This is a genomic window from Flavobacterium branchiarum, assembly GCF_030409845.1.
Lineage (GTDB): Bacteria > Bacteroidota > Bacteroidia > Flavobacteriales > Flavobacteriaceae > Flavobacterium > Flavobacterium branchiarum.
Window position 1 is genome coordinate 320,208 of the sequence record NZ_JAUFQQ010000005.1, and the last position, 23,042, is coordinate 343,249.

Annotated in this window: 21 protein-coding genes; 7 read left to right on the forward strand and 14 right to left on the reverse strand. The window is 32.7% G+C overall.

Annotated elements, in window-relative coordinates:
- The first annotated feature begins 127 nt into the window (after positions 1–127).
- From QWY99_RS13410 to QWY99_RS13425, 4 genes are read left to right on the forward strand one after another with little or no spacing between them, the layout of a single operon-like run.
- Complete coding sequence (locus QWY99_RS13410) at positions 128–1,132, forward strand: DHH family phosphoesterase (RefSeq protein ID WP_290265986.1); 1,005 nt, start codon at positions 128–130, stop codon at positions 1,130–1,132.
- A gap of 5 nt (positions 1,133–1,137) precedes the next feature.
- The gene (gldI, locus tag QWY99_RS13415; RefSeq protein ID WP_290265987.1) at positions 1,138–1,776 is read left to right on the forward strand and encodes a gliding motility-associated peptidyl-prolyl isomerase GldI; all 639 of its coding nucleotides are present in this window, start codon (positions 1,138–1,140) and stop codon (positions 1,774–1,776) included.
- A 24-nt stretch (positions 1,777–1,800) separates the two neighbouring features.
- Complete coding sequence (locus QWY99_RS13420) at positions 1,801–2,895, forward strand: peptidylprolyl isomerase (protein ID WP_290265988.1); 1,095 nt, start codon at positions 1,801–1,803, stop codon at positions 2,893–2,895.
- Between the two features lie 39 nt (positions 2,896–2,934).
- Complete coding sequence (locus QWY99_RS13425; protein ID WP_290265989.1) at positions 2,935–4,149, forward strand: peptidylprolyl isomerase; 1,215 nt, start codon at positions 2,935–2,937, stop codon at positions 4,147–4,149.
- 61 nt (positions 4,150–4,210) lie between these two features.
- On the opposite strand, the gene QWY99_RS13430 is transcribed toward QWY99_RS13425, so the two are convergent.
- Both QWY99_RS13430 and QWY99_RS13435 read right to left on the reverse strand, forming a co-directional pair.
- The gene (locus QWY99_RS13430; RefSeq protein ID WP_290265990.1) at positions 4,211–4,654 is read right to left on the reverse strand and encodes a hypothetical protein; all 444 of its coding nucleotides are present in this window, start codon (positions 4,652–4,654) and stop codon (positions 4,211–4,213) included.
- 141 nt (positions 4,655–4,795) lie between these two features.
- The gene (locus QWY99_RS13435) at positions 4,796–7,087 is read right to left on the reverse strand and encodes a GH92 family glycosyl hydrolase (protein ID WP_290268225.1); all 2,292 of its coding nucleotides are present in this window, start codon (positions 7,085–7,087) and stop codon (positions 4,796–4,798) included.
- 284 nt (positions 7,088–7,371) lie between these two features.
- On the opposite strand from QWY99_RS13435, the gene QWY99_RS13440 reads away from it, so the two are divergent.
- Positions 7,372–7,992, forward strand: coding sequence for a M949_RS01915 family surface polysaccharide biosynthesis protein (locus QWY99_RS13440; RefSeq protein ID WP_290265991.1), 621 nt, complete (start codon positions 7,372–7,374; stop codon positions 7,990–7,992).
- 153 nt (positions 7,993–8,145) lie between these two features.
- Here the strand turns inward: QWY99_RS13440 and QWY99_RS13445 are convergent, their stop codons facing one another.
- The 12 genes from QWY99_RS13445 to QWY99_RS13500 form a co-directional block, all read right to left on the reverse strand.
- Complete coding sequence (locus tag QWY99_RS13445) at positions 8,146–8,742, reverse strand: GNAT family N-acetyltransferase (protein WP_290265992.1); 597 nt, start codon at positions 8,740–8,742, stop codon at positions 8,146–8,148.
- A 33-nt stretch (positions 8,743–8,775) separates the two neighbouring features.
- The gene (locus QWY99_RS13450) at positions 8,776–9,123 is read right to left on the reverse strand and encodes a hypothetical protein (protein WP_290265993.1); all 348 of its coding nucleotides are present in this window, start codon (positions 9,121–9,123) and stop codon (positions 8,776–8,778) included.
- 1 nt (position 9,124) lies between these two features.
- A complete protein-coding gene (locus QWY99_RS13455) occupies positions 9,125–9,757 on the reverse strand; it encodes a SatD family protein (RefSeq protein ID WP_290265994.1) in 633 nt (210 codons plus the stop codon).
- A gap of 75 nt (positions 9,758–9,832) precedes the next feature.
- The gene (locus QWY99_RS13460; RefSeq protein WP_290265995.1) at positions 9,833–10,189 is read right to left on the reverse strand and encodes a hypothetical protein; all 357 of its coding nucleotides are present in this window, start codon (positions 10,187–10,189) and stop codon (positions 9,833–9,835) included.
- A gap of 96 nt (positions 10,190–10,285) precedes the next feature.
- Positions 10,286–11,464, reverse strand: a complete 1,179-nt coding sequence (locus QWY99_RS13465) for an AIR synthase related protein (protein ID WP_290265996.1) — start codon at positions 11,462–11,464, stop codon at positions 10,286–10,288.
- Positions 11,465–11,619: 155 nt separating this feature from the next.
- Positions 11,620–13,110 (reverse strand): carboxypeptidase regulatory-like domain-containing protein, encoded by a 1,491-nt coding sequence (locus QWY99_RS13470; RefSeq protein WP_290265998.1) that lies wholly within the window; start codon positions 13,108–13,110, stop codon positions 11,620–11,622.
- Positions 13,111–13,192: 82 nt separating this feature from the next.
- Positions 13,193–14,569, reverse strand: coding sequence for a CsgG/HfaB family protein (locus tag QWY99_RS13475; protein WP_290265999.1), 1,377 nt, complete (start codon positions 14,567–14,569; stop codon positions 13,193–13,195).
- Positions 14,570–14,643: 74 nt separating this feature from the next.
- The gene (locus QWY99_RS13480) at positions 14,644–15,090 is read right to left on the reverse strand and encodes a curli assembly protein CsgF (protein WP_290266001.1); all 447 of its coding nucleotides are present in this window, start codon (positions 15,088–15,090) and stop codon (positions 14,644–14,646) included.
- Positions 15,091–15,172: 82 nt separating this feature from the next.
- Complete coding sequence (locus tag QWY99_RS13485) at positions 15,173–15,910, reverse strand: CsgE family curli-type amyloid fiber assembly protein (protein WP_290266002.1); 738 nt, start codon at positions 15,908–15,910, stop codon at positions 15,173–15,175.
- A 4-nt stretch (positions 15,911–15,914) separates the two neighbouring features.
- The gene (locus QWY99_RS13490; protein ID WP_290266004.1) at positions 15,915–16,400 is read right to left on the reverse strand and encodes a hypothetical protein; all 486 of its coding nucleotides are present in this window, start codon (positions 16,398–16,400) and stop codon (positions 15,915–15,917) included.
- Positions 16,401–16,519: 119 nt separating this feature from the next.
- The gene (locus QWY99_RS13495; RefSeq protein WP_290266005.1) at positions 16,520–17,209 is read right to left on the reverse strand and encodes a hypothetical protein; all 690 of its coding nucleotides are present in this window, start codon (positions 17,207–17,209) and stop codon (positions 16,520–16,522) included.
- Positions 17,210–17,610: 401 nt separating this feature from the next.
- The gene (locus tag QWY99_RS13500; protein WP_290266006.1) at positions 17,611–19,800 is read right to left on the reverse strand and encodes a glutamine synthetase III family protein; all 2,190 of its coding nucleotides are present in this window, start codon (positions 19,798–19,800) and stop codon (positions 17,611–17,613) included.
- A gap of 407 nt (positions 19,801–20,207) precedes the next feature.
- On the opposite strand from QWY99_RS13500, the gene QWY99_RS13505 reads away from it, so the two are divergent.
- Positions 20,208–21,224, forward strand: coding sequence for a glutamine synthetase beta-grasp domain-containing protein (locus QWY99_RS13505; RefSeq protein WP_290266007.1), 1,017 nt, complete (start codon positions 20,208–20,210; stop codon positions 21,222–21,224).
- Positions 21,225–21,850: 626 nt separating this feature from the next.
- Positions 21,851–22,816: a TerC family protein gene (locus QWY99_RS13510; protein WP_290266008.1), complete on the forward strand. Its 966-nt coding sequence runs from the start codon at positions 21,851–21,853 to the stop codon at positions 22,814–22,816.
- Positions 22,817–23,042: the final 226 nt, after the last annotated feature.

Genomic DNA, 23,042 nt, shown 5'->3' on the forward strand with positions numbered 1-23,042 from the left:
TGCAAAAATAACTACTAAAAAACATTCCATTAACAGAAAGTCGATACTAGAAAGTCCGATTTTATAAAAGCATGTTAATCTCTAAAATGTTTTCAAGTTTACAGTAAAAAAATGTAAATTCGCACACATGAAAATACAAGACATCCAAGCCATAAAGTTGTTATTAGCAACTCCAAAAAAGATTGCCATAATTCCACACCGAGGTCCCGATGGGGATGCTATGGGTTCAACCTTAGCCTTATACCACTTTTTATTAAAAAATAATCATGAGCCTGTTGTAATTGCTCCAAATGATTTTCCTGATTTCCTTGCGTGGTTACCAGGTTCTGAAACAGTAAAAATATTCGAAAAAGATACCGACAACTGCACTAAAATTCTAGAAGAAGCAGCAATTGTATTCACTCTAGATTTTAATGCTTTTCACCGTACTGGAGAAATGGAGCATACTTTAGCTAAACTAAAAGCTCCGTTTATCATGATAGATCATCATCAAAAACCAGATGATTATGCCGCTTATATGTATTCTGATACTTCGTTTGGATCTACTTGTGAGATGGTTTACAATTTCATTTCATTTTTAGATAAAAAAGAAGATTTAGACAAAACAATCGGAACTTGTATTTACACAGGAATATTAACCGATTCTGGTTCTTTCCGTTTTCCTGGAACGACTGGTAACACACACCGTATTATTGCCGAACTAATTGATTTAGGTGTTGAAAACACACAGATTCCAATTTTACTTTTTGACAATAGTTCTTACAGTCGCTTGCAATTACTTGGAAGAGCATTGCAAAACATGAAGATTTTAGACGAGCATAAAACTTCGTATATGTCATTAACTCAAGCTGAATTAGATGAGTTTAATTATGTAAAAGGCGATACTGAAGGAATCGTAAATTACGGCCTAAGCATGAAAGGAATCGTTTTTACAGCTATATTTATTGAAAATAAAGATGAAAAAATAATCAAAATTTCTTTCCGTTCGCAAGGTGGTTTCGATGTAAACGAATTTGCAAGAGCCCATTTCAATGGTGGCGGACACAGCAATGCTGCCGGAGGAAAATCGTTAGATTCAATGGAAGAGACGTTGAAAAAATTTGAAGATTTAGTAACCAAACTAAAAATATAACAACTATGAACTATCCTAAGATATTTGTTTCCGCTATTGTTTTAGCCGTTTTAGTTTCGAGCTGTAAGCAACAAGAAGATGCCAGAAGACCTATTTCTATTTCTTCGGGTACTTTCATGAAAAAGTCTATTGAACGAAATAAAAAACTTGTAGCTACCGAAGAAGATCAAATTAAGGCTGTTATCAAAAACAATCCTAAAATAAAATATATTGCTTCTTCAAAAGGGTACTGGTATGCTTATGAAAATCAAAATACTACTGATACAATAACTCCTAAAAAAGGAGATGTTGCTTTTTTTGACTATGAAATAAAAGATCTAAAAGGGAATATTATTTATAGCGAAATGGAATTAAGACCTCAAACTTATTTTGTAGATAAGCAAGAAATCATAATGGGATTACGTGATGGTATCAAATTAATGCACAAAAATGAGACTGTAAATTTCTTATTTCCATCACATATGGCTTATGGTTATCATGGTGATGAGAAACGAATTGGAGTTAACCAGCCTTTAATCTGTACTGTTACTTTACACAATTTTGTTCCAGAAACTGCCTATAGAAAACAAATGGAAGCAAGATCAACAAAGACCGAAGCACCAAAACCTACAACTCCTGCGGTAAAAAAAGACTCATTAAATTAATAAAAAACAATTAATATTTTTAAAATGAAAAAAAGCCTCTTATTATTATTACTTGCAATTACAACACTTTATTCTTGTAAAGATGAACATAGCAATTTGCCTGATGGTTTATATGCAGAAATTGAAACTGACAAGGGAAATATCATTGTTGAATTAAATTACCAAAAAGCACCTATAACTGTTGCAAATTTTGTAACACTTGCAGAAGGTAAAAATGAATTTGTTACCAATCCAAACTTAAAAAACAAACCTTTTTTTAACGGATTAAAATTCCATAGAGTTATCGAAGATTTTATGATCCAAACTGGAGACCCACTAGGAACAGGTTCTGGAGATACTGGATATAAATTTAAAGATGAATTTAATGATCTAAAATTTGACAAAGGCGGTGTTTTGGCAATGGCTAATAACGGACCAGCTACAAACAGCAGTCAGTTTTTTATCACTCATGTTGAAACTCCTTGGTTAGAAGGCAAACATACTATTTTTGGTCAGGTTGTAGGCAAAGGAATGGAAGTGGTAAACCAAATTAAACAAGATGATTACATCAAGAAAGTAACTATCATCAGAAATGGTGCTGCAGCAAAGAAATTTGACGCTGTAAAAGTATTTCATGATTATTTTTCTGCTGAGGCAAAACAAAAAAGTGAATTTGAATCAAAATTTAAAGCTGTACGTGATGAAAAAATAGCTTATTATGCTGATTTAAAAACTAAAGCAACAAAAACAACTTCAGGATTAGAATATGTTATCACTGAAAAAGGAAATGGTAAAAAACCTGCTAATGGTACACAAGTTTTTATCAACTACGCTGGTTTTCTTGAAGACGGAACATTATTCGATACAAGTATAGAAAGTGTAGCTCAAACTTTTGGAAAATTGGATGCAGCAAGAGCTGAAGCAAAACAATACAATCCAATTCCATTTCAAACAGGTGCTAAAGAAGGTATGATTCCAGGTTTTATCGAAGGTATTGAGAAACTTTCTTTTGGGGATAAAGCAGTACTTTTCATTCCTTCGCATTTAGCTTATGGTCATACTGGTGCTGGAGGAGTAATTCCACCAAATGCAAACATCATATTTGAGGTTCAGTTATTAGAAACAGCTCCACAACAATAAATTTATTTTAGCAATTAACCGATTTTAAATTAGAATCAGATGAAATTAAAAATTCTATTTTTATTTTGCTTAGGTATTTTAAACCTACAAGCGCAAACAACTAAAAAGCCAGTTCAAGGCAAGAAAAAAACAATTACAAAAGTTGCAACAAAACCTGCTGTAAACGAAGGTATTTTTGCTACGATTACAACAAAAAAAGGAAATATTGTATTAGAACTTGAATACATAAAAACGCCTGTTACTGTAGCTAATTTTATATCATTAGCAGAAGGAACAAACCCATATGTAACAGTTGAAAGATTAAAAGGAAAACCATTTTTTAATGGTTTAAAATTCCATAGAGTAATTAATGACTTCATGATTCAGGGTGGAGATCCAGACGGAAACGGTTCTGGAGGTCCTGGATATGCTTTTAAAGATGAATTTGTATCAGATCTTAGATTTGATAAAGGTGGTATTCTTGCAATGGCTAATTCTGGTCCAACTACCAATGGAAGCCAATTCTTTATTACTCACAAAGAAACGCCTTGGTTAAACAACAAACACACCATATATGGTCATGTTGTACAAGGAATGGATGTTGTAAACCTTATTCTTCAAGATGATGTAATGCTTAGTGTAACCATTACTCGTAAAGGAGCTATGGCTAAGAAATTTGATGCGCCTAAAGTATTCGCTTCTTACTATGAGAACAAAGCGGAAGATGCTAAAAAACAAGCTTTACTTGATGCCGAAAAAGCAAAAGAAGCACAAGCAGCTGTCCTTGAGCAAGAACGTCTTTATAAAGAAAAATACGCTACTGTAATCGCAGCTAAAAAAGCATATTTTGATACTGCAAAAGCAACTGCTACAACTACTCCATCTGGTTTAGCTTATAAAATAGTTCAAAAAGGAACGGGAGTAAAACCAGCCGCTGGTTCTACTTTCTATTTTCATTATGCTGGTTATTTTGAAGACGGAACTCTTTTCGATAGTAGTTTCGAAGAAGTAGCTAAAACTTACGGAAAACACGATACAAATCGTGAAGCACAAGGAGGATATAAAGCTTTTCCTTTTCAGGCTGGAAAAAAAGACGGTATGATTCCTGGGTTTATCGAAGGATTAGACCTTATGTCTTATGGAGAGAAAGCAATATTCTTCATTCCATCAAAACTTGCCTATGGTGAAAGAGGCGCTGGAGGAGTAATTCCGCCAAACACAACACTTATTTTTGAATTGGAAATCTACAAAGACCAACCAACTCCAAAACAATAATTCCTCTTAGATTAGAGCATAAAAAAACCGACAAATGTCGGTTTTTTTTTATGTTCATTCTTTATTTTTTAGTTGGAAATTTCCAATCAAATTCATCTTTATTATTGATGATAGCTCCAATTTCAAATTTTACTACTTCTTCAAATTCTGTTTGGAAAATAATCCAGTTCTCTTCGTTAAAGTAATTTTCGAAAGTATCAAACTCCTCTTGCGTGAATTTTGTAATTCCTTTGGTAGCTAAGTCTTTTTTTACATCAGCAATTTTTCTTCCTATAATTTTGAAACCAAAAATTTCTAAATCAGGGCTTGATGCTACAACATAACCTAATTTTAAATCTTCTTCCTGATAGAAAGTCAATCTCATTTTGAGCTTGTTGTAAGCAAAAATTACGTTATCATCTTCATCTTTGTAATTTCTATCTGGTTTGCCATAAATAGCTGTAACATCGTTCTGTTTCATACCGAACAATAACTTGTCTATTCCGTTTTTAGGATTTATTTTCATGTCTCTCTTTCTATTAATTTAAAAGGCAAATTTCGTGAAGTTTTTCACAAACCACATTACATTTCTATATTAATTTGTAATAAAAAAATATTCTACTACAAAACCTTTGAGTCTTTACGCCTTAGGACCTTAGTGCCTTTTCTAGTTTTGGTAAATTTTCTTATTGGGCTTACTACTCATATAAAATGTAATTTTCCCTCCGTTCATAATATCATCATGTTTTATGGTTGGGCTAGTAAGTAGTTTTCCATTTAAAAGTACTTTACTAACAAACACATTTTTATCTGATTGATTTACTGTAGCTACTTCAAATGTTTTTCCGTTTTCAAGATTAAAAATAGCATTTGCAACCAAAGGGCTTCCTAAACTATATTCTACTGAACCAGGTGCTACAGGATAAAACCCTAAACTGCTAAAAATATACCAAGCACTCATTTGTCCAAAGTCATCGTTTCCTCCTAATCCATCAGGTCCATTTTGATACATTTTTTTTAAGATCATTCTAATTTTATCTTGTGCTTTCCAAGGAGAATTAGTCCAATTGTATAAATAAACCACATGATGCGAAGGCTCATTTCCGTGAACATAATTCCCGATAATTCCTTCTTTGGTGATGTCCTCTGTATTTTCAAAATACTTATCTGGCAAGTGCATTGAAAAAAGGGAATCTAATCTTCTTGTAAATGCTTCTTTTCCATCCATCATTTTTATCATCCCAGCAGGATCTTGAGGCACATACAAACTATAGTTCCAAGAATTACCTTCGATAAAACCCTGCCCATGTGTATCTAATGGATCAAACTCTTTCTTAAATGTTCCATCATCAAGTTTGGGCCTCATGAAACCTGTTTTGGCATCATATACATTTTTATAATTCTCTGCTCTTTTAGAAAACTCATCATAAATAGCTCCTTTTCCAAGTTTTTTAGCTGCTTGTGCAATCGCCCAGTCATCATAAGCATATTCTAACGTTTTTGATACTGATGATCCATTTTTATCTTCCGGAACATATCCCTTTTTCATATAATACTCTAATCCGTCATAATATGGAACTTTGGCAGTATTTACAGTTGCTAATAGCGCTTTGTCTGCATCAAAATTGGCATTTCCTTTTACAATTGCATCTGCAATAACCGAAACACTATGGTACCCAATCATACACCAGTTTTCATTGCCATAATGCGACCATATTGGCAACATTTTATGTACACTTTGGTCGTAATGCGCTAACATAGAATTTATCATATCTGAATTTCTTTTTGGCTGTACTATATTAAATAGCGGATGCAAGGCTCTATAAGTATCCCACAATGAAAAGCTTGTATAATTCTGAAACGCAGTTGCTTGATGAACATTCCCATCTAAACCTTTATATTTACCGTCTGTATCCATGTATACTGTAGGCCCAAGAAAAGAATGATACATCGCTGTATAGAAATTGACCATGTCCTCTTTTTTGGTTGTTTGAACCTGAATTTTATTCAGTTCTTTATTCCAAACTTCTTGGCTTTCTTTTTTAACTCTTTCAAAATCCCAATCTCGAATTTCTTCCTTCATATTAGCCAATGCTCCTTGGGTACTAACTGGTGAAATAGCAAATTTTATTTTTATCTTTTCATTTTCATTGGTATCAAAGTCAAAAAATAATTTTAGGTTTGCCCCTGCCATTTCAGGAAAGTTTTTGGTTTGATCAAATCTTCCCCAAAAGCCTTTATAAACACTTTTTTCAGGTGTAGCTTGTCCATAACCTTTAATAGGCTTACTAAAAGACATCGCAAAATATACTGTTCTTGTTCTAGCCCAACCATTTGTTTGGCGATAACCCGTAATTAAAGTGTCATTTTCGACACGAACAAATGTCCAAACATTCTTTTTATCATAATTATATATCCCTGCCGTAAGATCCAAAATAATATGCGCTTGATCTGATTTTGGAAATGTATATTGATGCATTCCAACTCTTGTAGTTGCTGTAAGCTCGGCTTTAATGTTGTGATCTTCTAAAAGAACGCTATAATATGCTGGTTCAGCTTTTTCTGTTTTATGCGAAAAAACAGAGCGATATCCTGTTTCGGGACGGCTTGCTGTTCCTGGATTTAATTGCAATTTACCCGTTGTGGGCATAATTAAAAAGTCTCCTAAATCAGAATGACCAGTACCACTGAAATGAGTATGACTAAACCCTACTATTGTTTTATCTTCATACTGATATCCGGCGCAATATTTATAAACATCTTTATTGTACTTACCATTTGTTGCATAAGGAATTGTGTCAGTTTCTGGACTTAATTGTACACTCCCAAAAGGCACTGTTGCACCTGGATAAGTATGTCCCATTTTTGCAGTTCCTATCATTGGATCTACATATTGAACTAATTCTTTGAGTGCCTTCGCTTTTTCCTGTCCGCTTATCTTAGGAGCATAACTAAACATTAAAACGGATAATCCGAGAAGGAATCTTTTGTGATTTACAATTTTCATCGGGTCTTTTTTATTTGATTTTGGGTTTTGGGTTAATAGCAGAGTGTTTTTTACTAAAACGATTTAATAACTCTTTCAGGTTAGAAATTTACAATAAATATTGGTTTTTTTTTTAAATTACTTTATGAAAATTATTACTTAAATTTAATCCTGATTTACAATACTTTATTCGCTTACCTTTTTTAAAACAAAACTAAAAATGAATATCTTTGAGTAGTCAAAAAGGATTTTTACTTATGAAAAAAGGCATTTTATTATTCGTTTTCTTTTACTCTATAATTGGCTTTTCGCAAACAGTACAAAGCAAAATACTAAGTAAAAGCGAAATAACTGAAAGGGATTTAGATGGAGGTAAGTTCCCTATTTTTAGAGCTTATGAATATCAAGATAAAGGTGGAGTTTATGAATTGACTTTAAATGAGAATCAAAAAGTAGTTTCATCTAAAGATACCTTAAATACCAAAATTGAGGCTATTTGTTACTTAAATGACCACGGCGGCTATCTAGTAAAATGGACTATAAATGATTTGGTTGATAGTGCCGAAGTTGAAGAAACTTCGATTTGGTTCTGGACAAAATATTGTAGCACCCAAGATATAGATAACGATGGATATATAGAGCCAATAATCGTTTATGGCACTAAAACGGATGATGATAACATCAGACGTATTAAAATTATCACAGTTTACAAAGGTAAAAAATATGTAATACGTGCTGTTGAATGTGACTTAGACTATTGTAGAAGTTTTAAGAAAGATAAAAACTGGAATTTGCTACCTCAAGAAATAAAAACTCATATTGACAAATTAGTAGCTAAAATCAGGAAAGAACAACATGTTTTATTGAAAGATGGATAGTGAGTTTGCTTTTTGCCACAGATTAAAAGATTCCAATGATTTAACCTATGTTATGAAATGCTGTTTGAATTAAAAAATTAAATTGATAAAACTAGCTACATAACCTAAATAAGCCAATTCAAAGAATTTAGTTTAGTTCTCAAATACTATTTATTATAACTTTTGTTTTAGATTATCTTTTACTTCGCTGAACCATTCTTCGCGTAAAATGCTCAAAATAATAGTATCCCGACGTACTTCACTACCAAAAGTTGGCATATGATTGCGTAAAACTCCTTCTACTCTACAACCAATACTTTTCATAGCTGCAACACTGCGCTGGTTGTTATTATCAGCACGGAACTCTACTCGATCCATTCCTAGAGTTTCAAAAGCATATTGCAACAATAAGTATTTGCAATGTTTGTTTAATCCTGTTCCTCTAAAAGCAGAACCGTACCATGTATATCCTAATTGCAACGTTTTAAAAGAAATATTCATATCGTAAAAACGAGTGCTTCCAGCGTATTTTCCTGACTTTTTATCGAAAACTATAAATGGAAATTCAACTTTATTATCTCTTGCTTTTAGAGCAATATCAATATAATTCTCAAGATTTTCTTTTCCGTTGGCGCGAATTAACGAATACTCCCAAGTTTCTGGTTCGTTAAGAGAAATTTCTAATAAATTATCTACATCAGTTTTTTGCAACGGACGTAGTAAAACTAAATCATCTTCGAGTACTATATTAGAGGAGAAATTGAAATCCATTTTATTGAAATTGAAATCTTATTATAGATAAAATTAAGAAGTGAATTTATTATATAAAAATACATACATGATTGAAATTATTATTGATACTAGATTACCTAATAAATAAAAATCATTATACTTTGACTCTTTTTCTTTATCATCTTCATTATCTCTTTTTAGTCTTGTAGCCAGTTTTAAAGTACCAAATAAAGTTAAAGCGTGTGGATAATTATTAATTAATGAAATCGTTAAAAACATTCTTTCAACCACTCCTTTAAGCAAAGATTTATAATCTATAGCTTTTTTATTCCCATTAACTTCTGGAGTAATAAAATAATAGAAAATCCCTAAAATTAACTCTACACAAACTAACATTAATAAAAATTTGAAAAATTCCATATTATTTATTTTCTGTTATTAGGTAAATAATTTTTTTTGCCGAGTTGTATGATTCTATATTTAAAGTTTTTTCACGCTTCCAAATTTGCGATCTAGTTTTACTCATTAATTCTGCGATTATTTTGTAATCTGAAAATTTAATAAAACTGGAGACCAACTCATAATCAGAAATTAAGCTCCATTTACGAGTAATACCATCAAAAATTAAAAAGGCATTTTTTAAAATTTCATTTTGTAATTTGTCATCAATAAAAATCCCAAATCGTAATTTTTCAAGTTTCAGTTGATTTAATTTATATCTTGCGTCTGTCAGCCCTACTCCAAGCATTTCATATGCTATTTTTTTATTTATTGGAGTTTCTATCTCTCCTTCCAACATCACATAGCGTAGCTTAAAATTGAACTTTTTATGTATTATATTTTCTTCTAAAGATATAACAATACCCACCAAAGCCTCCAAATTAACTATAATACCCTGAAATTCATCACCTAAAGTAATTGTAAGTGGAGAAATAATTTTTTCTTTATACGATTTATTAATGTCCTCAACCAAGTCTTTAAAATCAATCATTAATTGATTTTGGTCTTTTTCGCCACTTGAAATGACATCTGCCATTAAAATAAACTGTTTCATTTTTTATGAAATTACGATATTTATTTCAAATATAATGAAACAATTTTAAAAATTTCACTTATAAAGAAATAAAAATTACTCATTCATATCGTCATAACGTTCTGGAACTTGCGGATCGTATAGTGGACATTTAAACTCTTCTAATGCATTTACTAGAATATCCATTGTTTTACCTTCGGTTCCGTAACAATCGATTCTGATACTTTGTGGCGTAGTGATTACTTGAAAAGCGCCTTTTCCTTCTTTGTTTTTCCAGCTGTTGTCATCAACTTTCTCCCATTTAGAAAACAATGAACCAATCCTATTTAGGATTACTGTAACAGGAAGTTGCTCTAAACCTTCAACTTCTTGTTCTTCGACAAGTGCTTCGTATACTTCGTGGTGGTTTAAATAAACCCCCTCTGAATATTTCCAAAAAAGTAATTCGTACATATCTTTATATTAAAGTTAAAAAAATGAAAGTTTAAAAACTAGAATTCCGAAAATAAAGACGCACAGCAGTGCGTCTCTACAATAGGATGTTTATTTTTAATACTCGAAAGTACCGTATTCGCTTGTTATTGTCAGTTTCTTGGTGTCTGCCGCTTGTACTCTTCCTACGATTTGTGCATCAACATTGAATGATTTTGAAATTTCAATTATATCTTGTGCAATCGCTTCGGGAACGTATAATTCCATACGGTGTCCGCAATTAAATACTTGATACATCTCTTTCCAATCTGTTTTAGATTGTTCCTGAATTAACTGAAACAATGGTGGAACTGGAAAAAGATTGTCTTTTACAATATGTAAATTCTGCACGAAATGAAGAATTTTTGTTTGTGCTCCTCCACTACAATGCACCATTCCGTGAATTTCTTCTGGTGTATATTTATCTAATATTTTCTTGATAATTGGCGCGTAAGTTCTTGTTGGCGAAAGTACCAATTGTCCTGCGTCTATCGGGCTATTTTCAACGGCATCTGTCAATTTTACTTGTCCTGAATAAATTAATTCTTCTGGAACAGCTGCGTCAAAACTTTCTGGATATTTGGTAGCTAAGTATTTACCGAATACATCATGACGTGCCGATGTTAATCCGTTGCTCCCCATACCTCCATTATAACTTTTCTCGTATGTAGATTGACCAAATGAAGCTAATCCAACAATTACGTCTCCTGCTTTGATATTAGCATTATCTACAACTTTTGAACGTTTCATACGTGCTGTAACTGTTGAATCAACAATTATGGTACGCACGATATCTCCAACATCGGCAGTTTCACCTCCTGTTGAATGAATAGTTACTCCAAAAGTATCTAACTCTTTTATCAGCTCTTCAGTTCCATTGATAATTGCTGAAATTACTTCGGCAGGAATCAGGTTTTTGTTTCTTCCAATTGTTGATGAAAGTAAAATATTATCAGTTGCTCCAACACATAATAAATCATCAATGTTCATGATTAATGCATCTTGTGCAATTCCTTTCCATACTGATATATCGCCTGTTTCTTTCCAATACATATAAGCCAAAGATGATTTTGTACCTGCACCATCGGCATGCATAATAAGGCAATACTCTTCGTCTTGGGTTAAATAGTCTGGGACAATTTTACAAAATGCTTGTGGAAACAGTCCTTTATCAATATTTTTTATGGCGTTGTGTACGTCTTCTTTAGAAGCCGAAACTCCTCTTTGTGCGTACCTTTTACTAGAATCTGAACTCATGAAATTAGTTTGTGTTGTTGATGTGGTGCAAAGATAATCAGTTTTTTTAATTGTTGCGTTTTATGGCTGTCTGAAACATAAAAAAATCCGATAAGTTTGAGAGTCTCATCGGATTTTTAGAAAAAAGTGTTTGGAAATCTAGATCCGTACCACGATTATTTCCATTCGGGCATTGATGCGTTTTGAAATAAGGTGGTTCTTGATGATGTGGAACCACTTGTATTAGTGACACTTACTTTTTGTATGTTTTGAGCCGATAACCCGTCATTGGATGTATTTACAAATATGACTTCAGCTTCATTTGGCGAAAATTTTACATCTAAATCATTAAAACCATTTTGTTTTTGACTTGTTAGTTCCACTGCTGCATTGGTTGAACGGGTGTACATGAAAATTCGGGAATCCAATCTTCGATAGGTTGAATTCTCAAAACCAGAAACGTCTCTTGTAAAAACAACTCTTTGATTGTCTACAGAGATATTTAATCCGCTTGCTGCTCCGCTTAAACCTGATTCCACTGTATATAAAACTGTTCCTGACATATCTATTACATAAATTTCTACATTATATCCTGATCTGTCATTCACTTTGAGCGCAATTTGACTACCGTCAGTACTCCAATCACACTCGGAAATAAATTTTCCGTTTGGAGTTTGAAACAATTGAACAAGTCCTCCTCCATCAGAATCGATACGGTATAATTTATCAAAATTTGGATAAATTATCTGGCTTCCGTTTGTATTCCAGCAATAATTTACAAACTCCATATTAAATCCCGCAACAGGTACATAATTTGTAACTTTAAAAACTCCCGAGCCATCAGGGTTCATCGTATATATCTGATTCTGAGAACCATCGAAACTAAGGTAAGCAATTTTATTTACACTTAAGTTTTTTCTTGGCCTAAAACTATTAACATTTGAGGAGGTCAATTGTAACTGGTTTCCTGCTTCATCTGCAGTGTAAATAACATTGTTATTGTTTACTTTTTTAACATATAAAAATCTCGGATTTGGGAATGCTAAAGTTGTAAATGAATAGGTTACACTATTAGTTGGTTTATTAATCCCGTCGGAAACTGCCACTTGCCAATAGTATTTTGTACTATAACTTAAATCTTTTATAGCCAAAGTCGTCGTTTTAAGATTAGGATAAGTTTTAACCTCATCGGTAGTTCCGTTTTTTAAAGTAACGGTATAGGTTAAAGTATCCGATTCTTTATCGGTAGCTGTCCATGTTAAATTTAAACTTAGCGCTTGCTCTTTTGCATTATCAACTGGTGCTGTTAAAACCGGAATATCTGGTGGTTTATTATTTGCGGTAGAAATTTCTAATTCGAATATAACTTGTACGCTAGCATCGGCTGCAACTTTTGCTGGTTCAAATCGGGCAATGTAACCATCCTTTTGAGCCTGAAAAGAATAATCTCCAACCAATACCCCTTCTAGCGTAAAATAACCATCTTTATCTGTAAATACAGTACTTGTTGCTGGACTCGAGGATACACGTACATTTTCTATAGGTGCAAATGTTCCCGATGCTACAACCCTACCTTTTACAGTCCCACTTGCTCCATCCTTCAATTGTTCTTCACTACAAGAAATCAAAAGAATAAAACAAACTAAAATTCTTAATCCTATTTTCATTTGTAGATTTTATTTATTAGACTTTTATCACGTTTATCCGATTTGATTTTCGAATGGCATTTTATATTTCCCTAAAGAAAATTTACATTTTCTTTTTCTTATGATAGTTCTTTGGGAAGTAATACGTCACTCCTAAACCAAAACGCCAATAAAAATCATCCCTGACCCCGCTATCGACATAATCTATCATATCTGTAAAATTCACATTGTATTCTCCATACAATTTTATCCCCAGATTACTTGTTACCAAATACTCAATTCCTCCACCAAATTGAACTTTGGTATGCATGTTTTTATACTTGGAATTAAATCCTATTCCTGTTCCTCCAAAAACAAAAGGGGTAAATACATCATGAGGTAATATGGATAGTTCTAAATTCACATCTAGTGTTGCGTATCCTACATCCAACTTATCTTTATTACCTAGTTTAAAAACATTTGCAGAAGCACTAACATCAAAAGCTGGAGTAAAGAAAAATTTAACAGCACCTCTTCCCATTGGTTTTGCAACTGGATTAGGATAATCGCCCTGCATATAGGTCGCTCCTCCCCCAAGCTCTATCCCGAAGCGCCCTCTTCGCTCTGTTAGGTTTCTGCCATAAAGTTGTGCTAAATCGGCTTCGCTTTTTTCACTTTCATAGCCAGCAACAAAATTATCCACTTGAACTTGTGGAGCATCTACTTCCCAAAGTTTATCTTTAATTCCATCCACTATAAGCCCTTCAACTGCTTTTTCTATAGCCTCGGTTACTGCCAATTGTATGGGTTCATTTCGGGTAAAACCTGTTTCGACTTCTAAAAGCCTGTTTAGATTTACATATCGAAATAAATTGGCATCGACACTTTGCGATAAAATTGTTTTGGAGACATAAACGGTATTTAAAATTTTACCATTTGATGTAGAAACTAATCTTAGATAAACAGTAACTCTATCTTGTCTATATCTTACCGAAGCTCCAGCTCCAAAATAACGAGCACCAAAACCTCCTGTTATTATATTTGTATCATAGGATATGATACCTCCTTCTAGCAAAACACCAGCAAATAAAAGAGGCGTTAATGGGGCTTCTTTTTCATTAGGTTTTGTAGAATACTCCTGTCTTGTAGACCTAATGATATTTCTTTCATTAAGTAAATTCCCCAAGTTTTCACGTTCGATTGGAATAAACCATTTTGAGTCCTCAAGCGCTTTTATTAAAATAGAAGTAGCTCCTTGTGTAACTGCTGTGCTAAATGTGCTCCCCTGCTCAATGGCTTTATATTGCCCTGTTTGATCCTTGAATTTATAAACCCCAACAACAATTTGTTCTTTAGGCTTAGGAATATTAGTTAATGCCGAGGTGGCTGGTGTATTCTCTCCATAAATAGCTTTTTGCACTCCAACTGGTTGATTAAAATAAGCACCACAGCCTGAGAATAAAAGAACTACTAGAACTCCAAAAAGTGATTTTTGATTCATAAGTGATTTTTTATTAACTTAATTAGTGATAAAAAATGTAAAACTTATTACTAAGCGATAAGAATGCGAGCCTGTTAATTACCAGGAACAATTACCTGAGTTTGCTCTCCTGTTTCTATATCCAAGATATCTACAACAAGTCCTAAATTAGACGGGTAAACATCTACAGACAAGGTTCCAAAAACATAAGATCCTGGTTTAATACTTCCTCCTGTACCGTTACCAGTGCCAAAACCTGTCCCAGTTCCTGTACCAAACTGATCTTCAAATAAAGAATTTGACAGTTTGTTAAGCAACTGATTGTTTAGATTTTCTTTGAAACGTTGTAGATCTGATTTTTGCTCGAATCCGGTAGCCTTATCTTCTTTGTAGTCATTTTGTGCTTGCGCCGAACTAAGCAACCAATTGTAGTTAAAGGTATCTCCCCCAAAAGCTGGGTTGATAGGTTTGTATGCTAGATCTTGCGCAACCGAAGTAAAACATATTCCTAGTAAACAAAATAGTAAAGTTATTGTCTTCATTTTGGTATTTTTAGGGTTTAAAAATAACTGCCAAAAAACATTCAATTAATCTATTCTAAAGTCAACTAATTAAATGCACAACTTAATACTGTGTGATAAACTTATTTTGTCGTTCGATACTTTTAAAATACTTAAAAAGTTTAGCCGAAGATGATTCAGCCATGTATTTTAAAAATTCTTCGTCTGGTCTTGAAATAAATTCATCTATTATTTCTCCATCAACATCAATCATTATTCTAGTTGTTCTTCCGAAGGTTAATTCTTCTCGAACCGTAACGATTTTATGTGATTTGATTTTTAATTTCGAATATTCTGAATAAAAATAATCGTAAAAATCATTGCCCAACTTAGTCTTGGTATCGTTTGAAACAATACCAATCATTTCTAATCCGTCTGTAGGTGTTGGAATGGCTATTCTTGATTCGTCCTTTCCACCAAAAACTACTTTATCTTTTCCTATTACAGCATTATTATCATCATAAATCAATAACAGGATTATTATTTCATCATCTTGGGTAAAATTTACCTGCGTTTTTGAAAGATTTATTTTTTGAATTGGTTCTAATGTAACTCTACCATCTTGTGCATTGTTGGATTTATTAGAATTTGATTTATCTACTTTTAAAACCGACAGTTTATACGAAATGTTTTTAAACTCTGCTTTTAAATTTTCAACAGTTCCAGTAATAGCTAGTAAATTTTCTATTTTTTCAATTTCAATTTTTGCTTTAACCTCTGTATAAACCACTTGCGCAAATGTATTTTGCATTAAGAACACCATCATTACAATTAAAATAATATTTAAAATATATTGCTTCATAATCTTAATGATTGAAAATATAAATTGTACCCGAATTTCCAGTTTGAGTAATTCTCATTCCCTCGGATATAGAATTTGATCCATTATTAAAAACATTTAGATTACTTCCGTTTTGAATAATCGACATATTTATGGCCCCACTGGAGTATAAAGAAAAATCACTCACCATATTATTATTCCCAGTTTGAACAACCGATTGATTAATTTCGGGCGCTTTCTTGTACATATTTATATAATTGTCATTCCCTATTTGACTAAGAACTACATTGGCATTATTACTAATGATACTTACATTCGAAGTATTGTAATTCCCGATTTGCATAATATTTACAATATTATTATTCTGAACAAACAGATTACTATTTTGATTTCTATCGTTAGCGTTACTTTCATAGGCTTTTATAGCATACGAATCTAGAACTGGATTAATATCCTGCGAGAAAGCAATACTTGTAAATAGAAATACTATTAAATACATTATTGGTTTCATGATACATTTTTAAAATATTTTTTAGTTAAAAATTTATACCAGTTTTATATCTAAATCTATAAAACTGGTATAAACTGAATTACAAGTAAAGTTTAAATTTCACTTCTTCAAGTAAAGACTTAGTTAGATTGAAAAACTATAGCTCCATTTGCAATTCCTGCTTGAGAAATAGTACTCATATGATCGTTTCCAAATTGTAATGTAAGCGCATAATTAGCAAGACCATTTTGGTAAACATTTGATGTATTGTCATATCCGAGTTGAGATGTAATCGCTGTGTTACCATCTCCTAATTGATAAATATTAGAAGTGTTAAACCAGTATGACTGTACAACAAAAGCATTATTCCCATCTCCATCTTGATCAATAGTTGATGAGTTACCTACGAAAAATTGTAATGTTGTTGCATTGTTATTATCTCCAGATTGAGTAGTTGACGCATAGTTAAAAGCTCCTGCTTGCGCAGTTAATGCACTATTATTATCACCCATTTGATCAATTAATGCAATATTACCAAGACCTAATTGCCCAATAGTAGCATTATTACTATCACCATTTTGGCTTACAGCTGCTATGTTAAAAATACCAACTTGAGCAACATCCGATTCATTTGAATCTCCTGTTTGACCAACAAAAGCTAAATTTGCTAAACCTAGCTGAGTTACTTGTGAGTCATTTGAAGAACCTACCTGAGCTACCAAAGCTCCATTAATCCAACCTACTTGATTTACATCACTTACGTTGGCTTGCGCAATTGCTGCAGCACCTACAAATAGCATCGCGGAGATGCTTAAAACTACTTTTTTCATAATAAATATATTTAATTGGTTATTAATACAAATTATTATGTAGGTTTTGTGAAGGGGAATCACTTCAAAAAATGTAATTGTAAATAAGTTAAATAAAAATTAATAGAAGTGTTTTTAATTTCTTAATTACGATTCAAATTTAAAGAACTTTATTTTAACCAAACAAATACAAATACCTATTTTACAACACGTTACACTCATTTTCGATGAAATGCAAAACAATAACGATGAACTACTAATTTTATCTTAAATCTCCATAAGAAAAAAATTACTAAATCTATTAAAGCAATATTAGATTCCGTTTTTATCCTTTAAGATGTATTTAAAAAAAACTTATTAGATTTTTAACATAAAAAAAGGTCTGGCATTATACCAGACCTTTAAGTTATGAGGGTTATCTCTTATTTCGTAAACAATAACTCTCTATATTTAGTCAATGTCCAAATTTCGTTATCTACAAGTAACTCTAGTTTATCACAATGATTTCTAATATCCTCAAAATAAGGTTTTACATTATTACAATAAGCCTCGGCCATTTCTTGCGCATCTGTAAGATGATTTGCTTTTTTTCTTTCGTTAGTCATCGCTTCTACTTTAGAATTGATTCCTTCTATATGTCCAGAAATTTGTTTTATCAATACAATTTGCTCTTTAGCAATAGTAAGGAAATCATCTCCAAAAATTTCTTTCAATCCTTTTACATTCTCTATCAATGTATTTTGGTAGCGAATAGCAGTAGGAATAACATGGTTTTTAGAAATATCTCCTAAAACTCTTCCTTCTATTTGAATCTTCTTAGTGTACTCCTCTAATTCTATTTCATAACGCGCTTCTACCTCAACGTGATTCATAATTCCCAATTCTGAGAATAAATCCAATGCTTGCTTAGATGCTCTTGCTTTTAATGCCTGTGGAGTTGTTTTATGATTACTCAATCCTCTTTTAGCAGCTTCAATTTCCCATGCTTCGCTGTATCCATCTCCTTCAAAAAGGATTTTTTTAGATACCTTAATATACTCTCTTAACACATTAAAGATCGCATCGTCTTTCTTCATGTCCTTTAACTCAATCAAAGCATCAACTTCAATTTTAAAGTCTTTTAATTGTTTTGCAACAATCGCATTTAGGGTAGTCATTGAATTAGCACAGTTTGCTGTTGAACCAACTGCTCTAAATTCAAATTTATTTCCAGTAAATGCAAATGGCGAAGTTCTGTTTCTATCGGTATTATCCAAAAGTACATCTGGAATTTTACCTACTACATTTAATTTTAAATCCGTTTTTTCTTCTGGTGATAATTTCCCAGTTGTTACCCCTTCTAATTCTGCTAATACCTTTGTTAATTGCTCTCCAATAAATACAGAGATAATTGCAGGTGGCGCTTCATTAGCCCCTAAACGGTGGTCATTACTTGCTGTAGCAATTGCAGCTCTTAGTAATTCTTCATAATCATTAACTGCTTTAATCGTATTGATAAAGAACGTTAAAAACTGTAAATTACTCATCGGAGTTTTACTTGGACTTAATAAGTTAACCCCAGTATCTGTTGCCAACGACCAGTTGTTGTGTTTACCTGAACCATTAACTCCTTTAAAAGGTTTTTCATGAAATAATACTTTAAAGTGATGACGTTCGGCCACTTTTTGCATTACATCCATCAATAAACAGTTATGATCTACAGCTAGATTTGTCTCTTCAAAAATTGGTGCTAACTCAAACTGATTTGGTGCTACCTCATTATGACGTGTTTTTACTGGTATTCCCAACAACATACATTCTTGTTCCAAATCTCTCATATAAACTAATGCACGAGTTGGAATAGAACCAAAATAATGGTCATCTAATTGTTGTCCTTTTGCAGATGTATGTCCTAATAACGTTCTTCCTGTCATCATAAGATCAGGACGAGATTCAGCAAGAGACTTATCTATAAGAAAATATTCTTGCTCCCATCCAAGAGTTGCAGTAACTTTCTTTACATTCTTATCAAAATATTTACAAACATCTGTTGCAGCATCATCTATAGCAGAAAGTGCTCTTAATAATGGAATCTTATTATCTAATGCTTCTCCTGTATATGAAATAAAAACAGTAGGAATACATAAAGTAGTTCCAAAAATAAATGCTGGCGATGTTGGATCCCAAGCTGTATATCCTCTTGCTTCAAATGTATTTCTTATTCCTCCATTCGGAAAACTTGAAGCATCTGGCTCTTGTTGTACCAATTGCGCTCCTCCAAATTTCTCAAATGAATCCGTTCCATCATACGACGTTTCAAAAAAGGCATCGTGCTTTTCTGCTGTCGTACCTGTTAATGGCTGAAACCAGTGTGTATAATGAGTAACTCCTTTTGCAAGAGCCCACTCTTTCATACCCATTGCGATATAATCTGCCAATTTTCTGTCTATCTTAGTTCCATGCTGAACCGCTCCCTGTACTCCTTTAAATGCATCCGAAGTCAAATACTGCTTCATTGCTTTATCGTTAAATACATTAGAACCAAAAATGGTTGATTTTCTGTCGGTTTCTTCAAACTGAACAGGCTTTCTTGTTGAGGCTTCTTTTAAAGCTTGGAAACGTATTGTTGACATGATGACAAATTTTTAAGTTATTATTAATTTAGACTCTATAATAAAGTGCAAATATAATAATAAATCCCCTCTTTTATACCCCCTTCAGTCCCTTTTACGTAACTTTTTAAAACTACACCCCTCTCTTTTCGAAGCAATTTAACAAAACACCACTGTTTTCAGTATTATTGACACAATTTAAGAACCACTATACAATACTCTTTTAAAAAAAAATCTATCCATAATTGCGATATTATTTTTTATACCCCCATAAAATTGACTATTTAAAAGTTTAGGAATCAAAAAATGAGCTTTTGAAAAAAATAACAATAGCTTAAATAAAAACTACCCCCGTTTTTCGAGCAATAAAAAAATAAATATATATTTGACCCAACAAAAAAATCCAAAAAAAATTAATTTATATTATTATGGCTAAAATAAAGTTAGAGTATGTTTGGTTAGATGGATATGAGCCAACTCAGAATCTTAGAAGCAAAACTAAAGTTGAAGAACACGAAAATTTCAAAGGAACATTAGAAGAACTTGGTAATTGGTCATTTGACGGATCATCGACTAAACAAGCTCAAGGCGGCTCTTCGGACTGTTTATTAGTTCCTGTTGCAATTTATCCTGATCCAACACGTATCAATGGATACTTAGTTATGTCTGAGGTTATGTATGCTGATGGAACACCTCACCCTTCTAACGGTAGAGCTACTATTGATGATGACAATGATGATTTCTGGTTTGGTTTCGAACAAGAATACTTTATCATGGACACTAAAACTTTATTGCCATTAGGTTTCCCTGTTGGAGGTTATCCTGCTCCACAAGGTATGTACTACTGCTCTGTAGGTGGAAAAAACACTCACGGTAGAAAATTAGTCGAAGAACATGCTGATTTATGTATCGCTGCAGGTCTTAACTTTGAAGGAATCAACCAAGAGGTTGCTTGCGGACAATGGGAATTTCAATTATTTGCTAAAGGTGCAAAAAAAGCAGGTGACGAAATCTGGATTGCTAGATACTTACTTGATCGCTTGACTGAAAAATACGGTTATTATATCGAGTACCACCCTAAACCACTTGGTGATACAGACTGGAATGGTTCTGGAATGCATGCAAATTTCTCTAACGAAATTTTAAGAACGTGTGGAGACCAAGCTACTTACGAAAAAATCTGTGAGGCTTTCCGCCCTGTTACCGCTGAACACATTGCTGTTTATGGTGCATATAACGATTTACGTTTAACTGGTAAACACGAAACTGCTTCTATTCATGATTTCTCTTTCGGTATCTCTGATAGAGGAGCTTCAATAAGAATCCCATTAATTACAGTACAAAAAGGTTGGAAAGGTTGGCTAGAAGACAGAAGACCAGCATCTAACGGTGACCCATATAAAATCGCTGCAAGAATTATCAAAACTGTTAAATCAGCTTTGTAATTTTTTAGCCAATAATACAATTTCAAAAGTGCCTCATATATATGTAGGCACTTTTCTCATTTTAGGCGAAACATGATTAGTGAAATGCCATCTGTTAAATGTGAGAAGTGAGAAGTGAGACGAAAGAAGCAAGATGTCAAACATGGAGACTAATCAACCTTATTGAGTAAATACTCAATATTATTACTTCCAAAAAGATACTTTAGAGTACTTACTCCACCAACCCAGCGTTTCATTTCTCAAATCTTTTTTCTAAACCTCAATACAAACATCTCACATTTCAATACCAAAATCTTTATTTTAACTTCTTTTCTCTTTCTTCAAATATCTTCCTTCTAAATCCAAAATCTTTATTCTAACTTCTTTTCTCTTTATTCTTTATTCTTTTCTCTTTTCTCTTTATTCTTTTCTCTTTATTCTTTTCTCTTTCCTCTTTTCTCTTTCCTCTTTCCTCTTTATTCTAGCATCTCCCTTCTCAATCCAAAATCTTTACTCTTTATTCTTTTTTCTTTATTCTTTTCTCTTTTCTCTTTCTTCACAAAATTCACAATTAAAATATTGACAATACGCATCTTAAGTCAAAAGCCAAACAACTATCTTTGTAAGACATTCAAAAAAAATAGTTTATGACAGTCTGGATTCTATTTTTAATAGGTATAATAGGTATACTCGCTCTAGATCTCGGAGTATTTAATAAAACACCACATATTATAAGTACCAAAGAAGCCAGTAAATGGACACTTATCTGGGTAAGCGTTTCCTTTATATTCTCTGGAGTAATTTATTGGTTGTACACCACCAACTATATCGGAAATCCGGACGGATTAAAACCTTCCGCTGCAGCAATAAAATTCATCACAGGGTATTTAATCGAACTATCATTAAGTATTGATAATATATTTGTAATAGCTATCATTTTCTCCTCATTTAAGATTCCACAAAAATACCAACACCGCGTATTGTTTTGGGGAATCATAGGCGCAGTTGTATTTAGAGGTATTATGATATTCTTTGGCGTAATGCTAATCAATAAATTTACTTGGACAACTTATCTATTTGGAGGTTTCTTATTGTTTACTGCAATGAAAATGCTATTCTCAGGAAATGAAGAGGATTTTCATCCAAAGGACTCTTTTGCCTATAAAACATTAAGTAAAATAGTACCTATCACTTCTGAAACTGATAATGGAAATTTTTTCATCAGAACAGCCAAAGGAAAAGCAGCAACTCCCCTATTCGTTGCGTTAATCATAATTGAAGTAATGGATGTGTTATTTGCTGTTGATAGCGTCCCTGCCATACTTGCAATTACCTCTGATCCGTTCTTAGTATTCAGTTCAAATATTTTTGCAATTCTTGGATTGCGTTCCATGTATTTTTTCCTTGCCAACATGTTGGCAAAATTCAGACACTTAGAATATAGCTTAATTGCAATTTTAACTTTTGTAGGTGTTAAAATGTTACTTCACGATTATATCGAAATACCCGAATGGGGCTCACTTGCTTTTATCGGTCTCTCATTGATTATTGGAATTATGGCTTCTTTGCAATCGGGTACAAAAACAGAAAAAGTTTCCGAACCTGAAGATTGATTTTATTTAACCTATTTAAATAAAAATAGAACACAGATGGATGGATTCGCTATTGCGGAAACATGGATTTACTTTGTTACAAAAACACATTACCACTAAAGTCTTGTCTTGCTTAGCCTGTTTGTGTAAAGAATGCAACGCGGATTTAACGGATTCACTATTGCGAAAACACAGATTAACGCGGATTTTTAAAACCGTGAAATTTCATTTAAATTTTTAAGCTCAA

Excerpts from the sequence above, each read along its gene's own strand:
- QWY99_RS13410 (WP_290265986.1), top strand. The coding sequence starts at position 128 with ATGAAAATACAAGACATCCAAGCCATAAAGTTGTTATTAGCAACTCCA.
- gldI (WP_290265987.1), top strand. The coding sequence starts at position 1,138 with ATGAACTATCCTAAGATATTTGTTTCCGCTATTGTTTTAGCCGTTTTA.
- QWY99_RS13420 (WP_290265988.1), top strand. The coding sequence starts at position 1,801 with ATGAAAAAAAGCCTCTTATTATTATTACTTGCAATTACAACACTTTAT.
- QWY99_RS13425 (WP_290265989.1), top strand. The coding sequence starts at position 2,935 with ATGAAATTAAAAATTCTATTTTTATTTTGCTTAGGTATTTTAAACCTA.
- QWY99_RS13430 (WP_290265990.1), bottom strand. The coding sequence starts at position 4,654 with ATGAAAATAAATCCTAAAAACGGAATAGACAAGTTATTGTTCGGTATG.
- QWY99_RS13435 (WP_290268225.1), bottom strand. The coding sequence starts at position 7,087 with ATGTTTAGTTATGCTCCTAAGATAAGCGGACAGGAAAAAGCGAAGGCA.
- QWY99_RS13440 (WP_290265991.1), top strand. The coding sequence starts at position 7,372 with ATGAAAAAAGGCATTTTATTATTCGTTTTCTTTTACTCTATAATTGGC.
- QWY99_RS13445 (WP_290265992.1), bottom strand. The coding sequence starts at position 8,742 with ATGGATTTCAATTTCTCCTCTAATATAGTACTCGAAGATGATTTAGTT.
- QWY99_RS13450 (WP_290265993.1), bottom strand. The coding sequence starts at position 9,123 with ATGGAATTTTTCAAATTTTTATTAATGTTAGTTTGTGTAGAGTTAATT.
- QWY99_RS13455 (WP_290265994.1), bottom strand. The coding sequence starts at position 9,757 with ATGAAACAGTTTATTTTAATGGCAGATGTCATTTCAAGTGGCGAAAAA.
- QWY99_RS13460 (WP_290265995.1), bottom strand. The coding sequence starts at position 10,189 with ATGTACGAATTACTTTTTTGGAAATATTCAGAGGGGGTTTATTTAAAC.
- QWY99_RS13465 (WP_290265996.1), bottom strand. The coding sequence starts at position 11,464 with ATGAGTTCAGATTCTAGTAAAAGGTACGCACAAAGAGGAGTTTCGGCT.
- QWY99_RS13470 (WP_290265998.1), bottom strand. The coding sequence starts at position 13,110 with ATGAAAATAGGATTAAGAATTTTAGTTTGTTTTATTCTTTTGATTTCT.
- QWY99_RS13475 (WP_290265999.1), bottom strand. The coding sequence starts at position 14,569 with ATGAATCAAAAATCACTTTTTGGAGTTCTAGTAGTTCTTTTATTCTCA.
- QWY99_RS13480 (WP_290266001.1), bottom strand. The coding sequence starts at position 15,090 with ATGAAGACAATAACTTTACTATTTTGTTTACTAGGAATATGTTTTACT.
- QWY99_RS13485 (WP_290266002.1), bottom strand. The coding sequence starts at position 15,910 with ATGAAGCAATATATTTTAAATATTATTTTAATTGTAATGATGGTGTTC.
- QWY99_RS13490 (WP_290266004.1), bottom strand. The coding sequence starts at position 16,400 with ATGAAACCAATAATGTATTTAATAGTATTTCTATTTACAAGTATTGCT.
- QWY99_RS13495 (WP_290266005.1), bottom strand. The coding sequence starts at position 17,209 with ATGAAAAAAGTAGTTTTAAGCATCTCCGCGATGCTATTTGTAGGTGCT.
- QWY99_RS13500 (WP_290266006.1), bottom strand. The coding sequence starts at position 19,800 with ATGTCAACAATACGTTTCCAAGCTTTAAAAGAAGCCTCAACAAGAAAG.
- QWY99_RS13505 (WP_290266007.1), top strand. The coding sequence starts at position 20,208 with ATGGCTAAAATAAAGTTAGAGTATGTTTGGTTAGATGGATATGAGCCA.
- QWY99_RS13510 (WP_290266008.1), top strand. The coding sequence starts at position 21,851 with ATGACAGTCTGGATTCTATTTTTAATAGGTATAATAGGTATACTCGCT.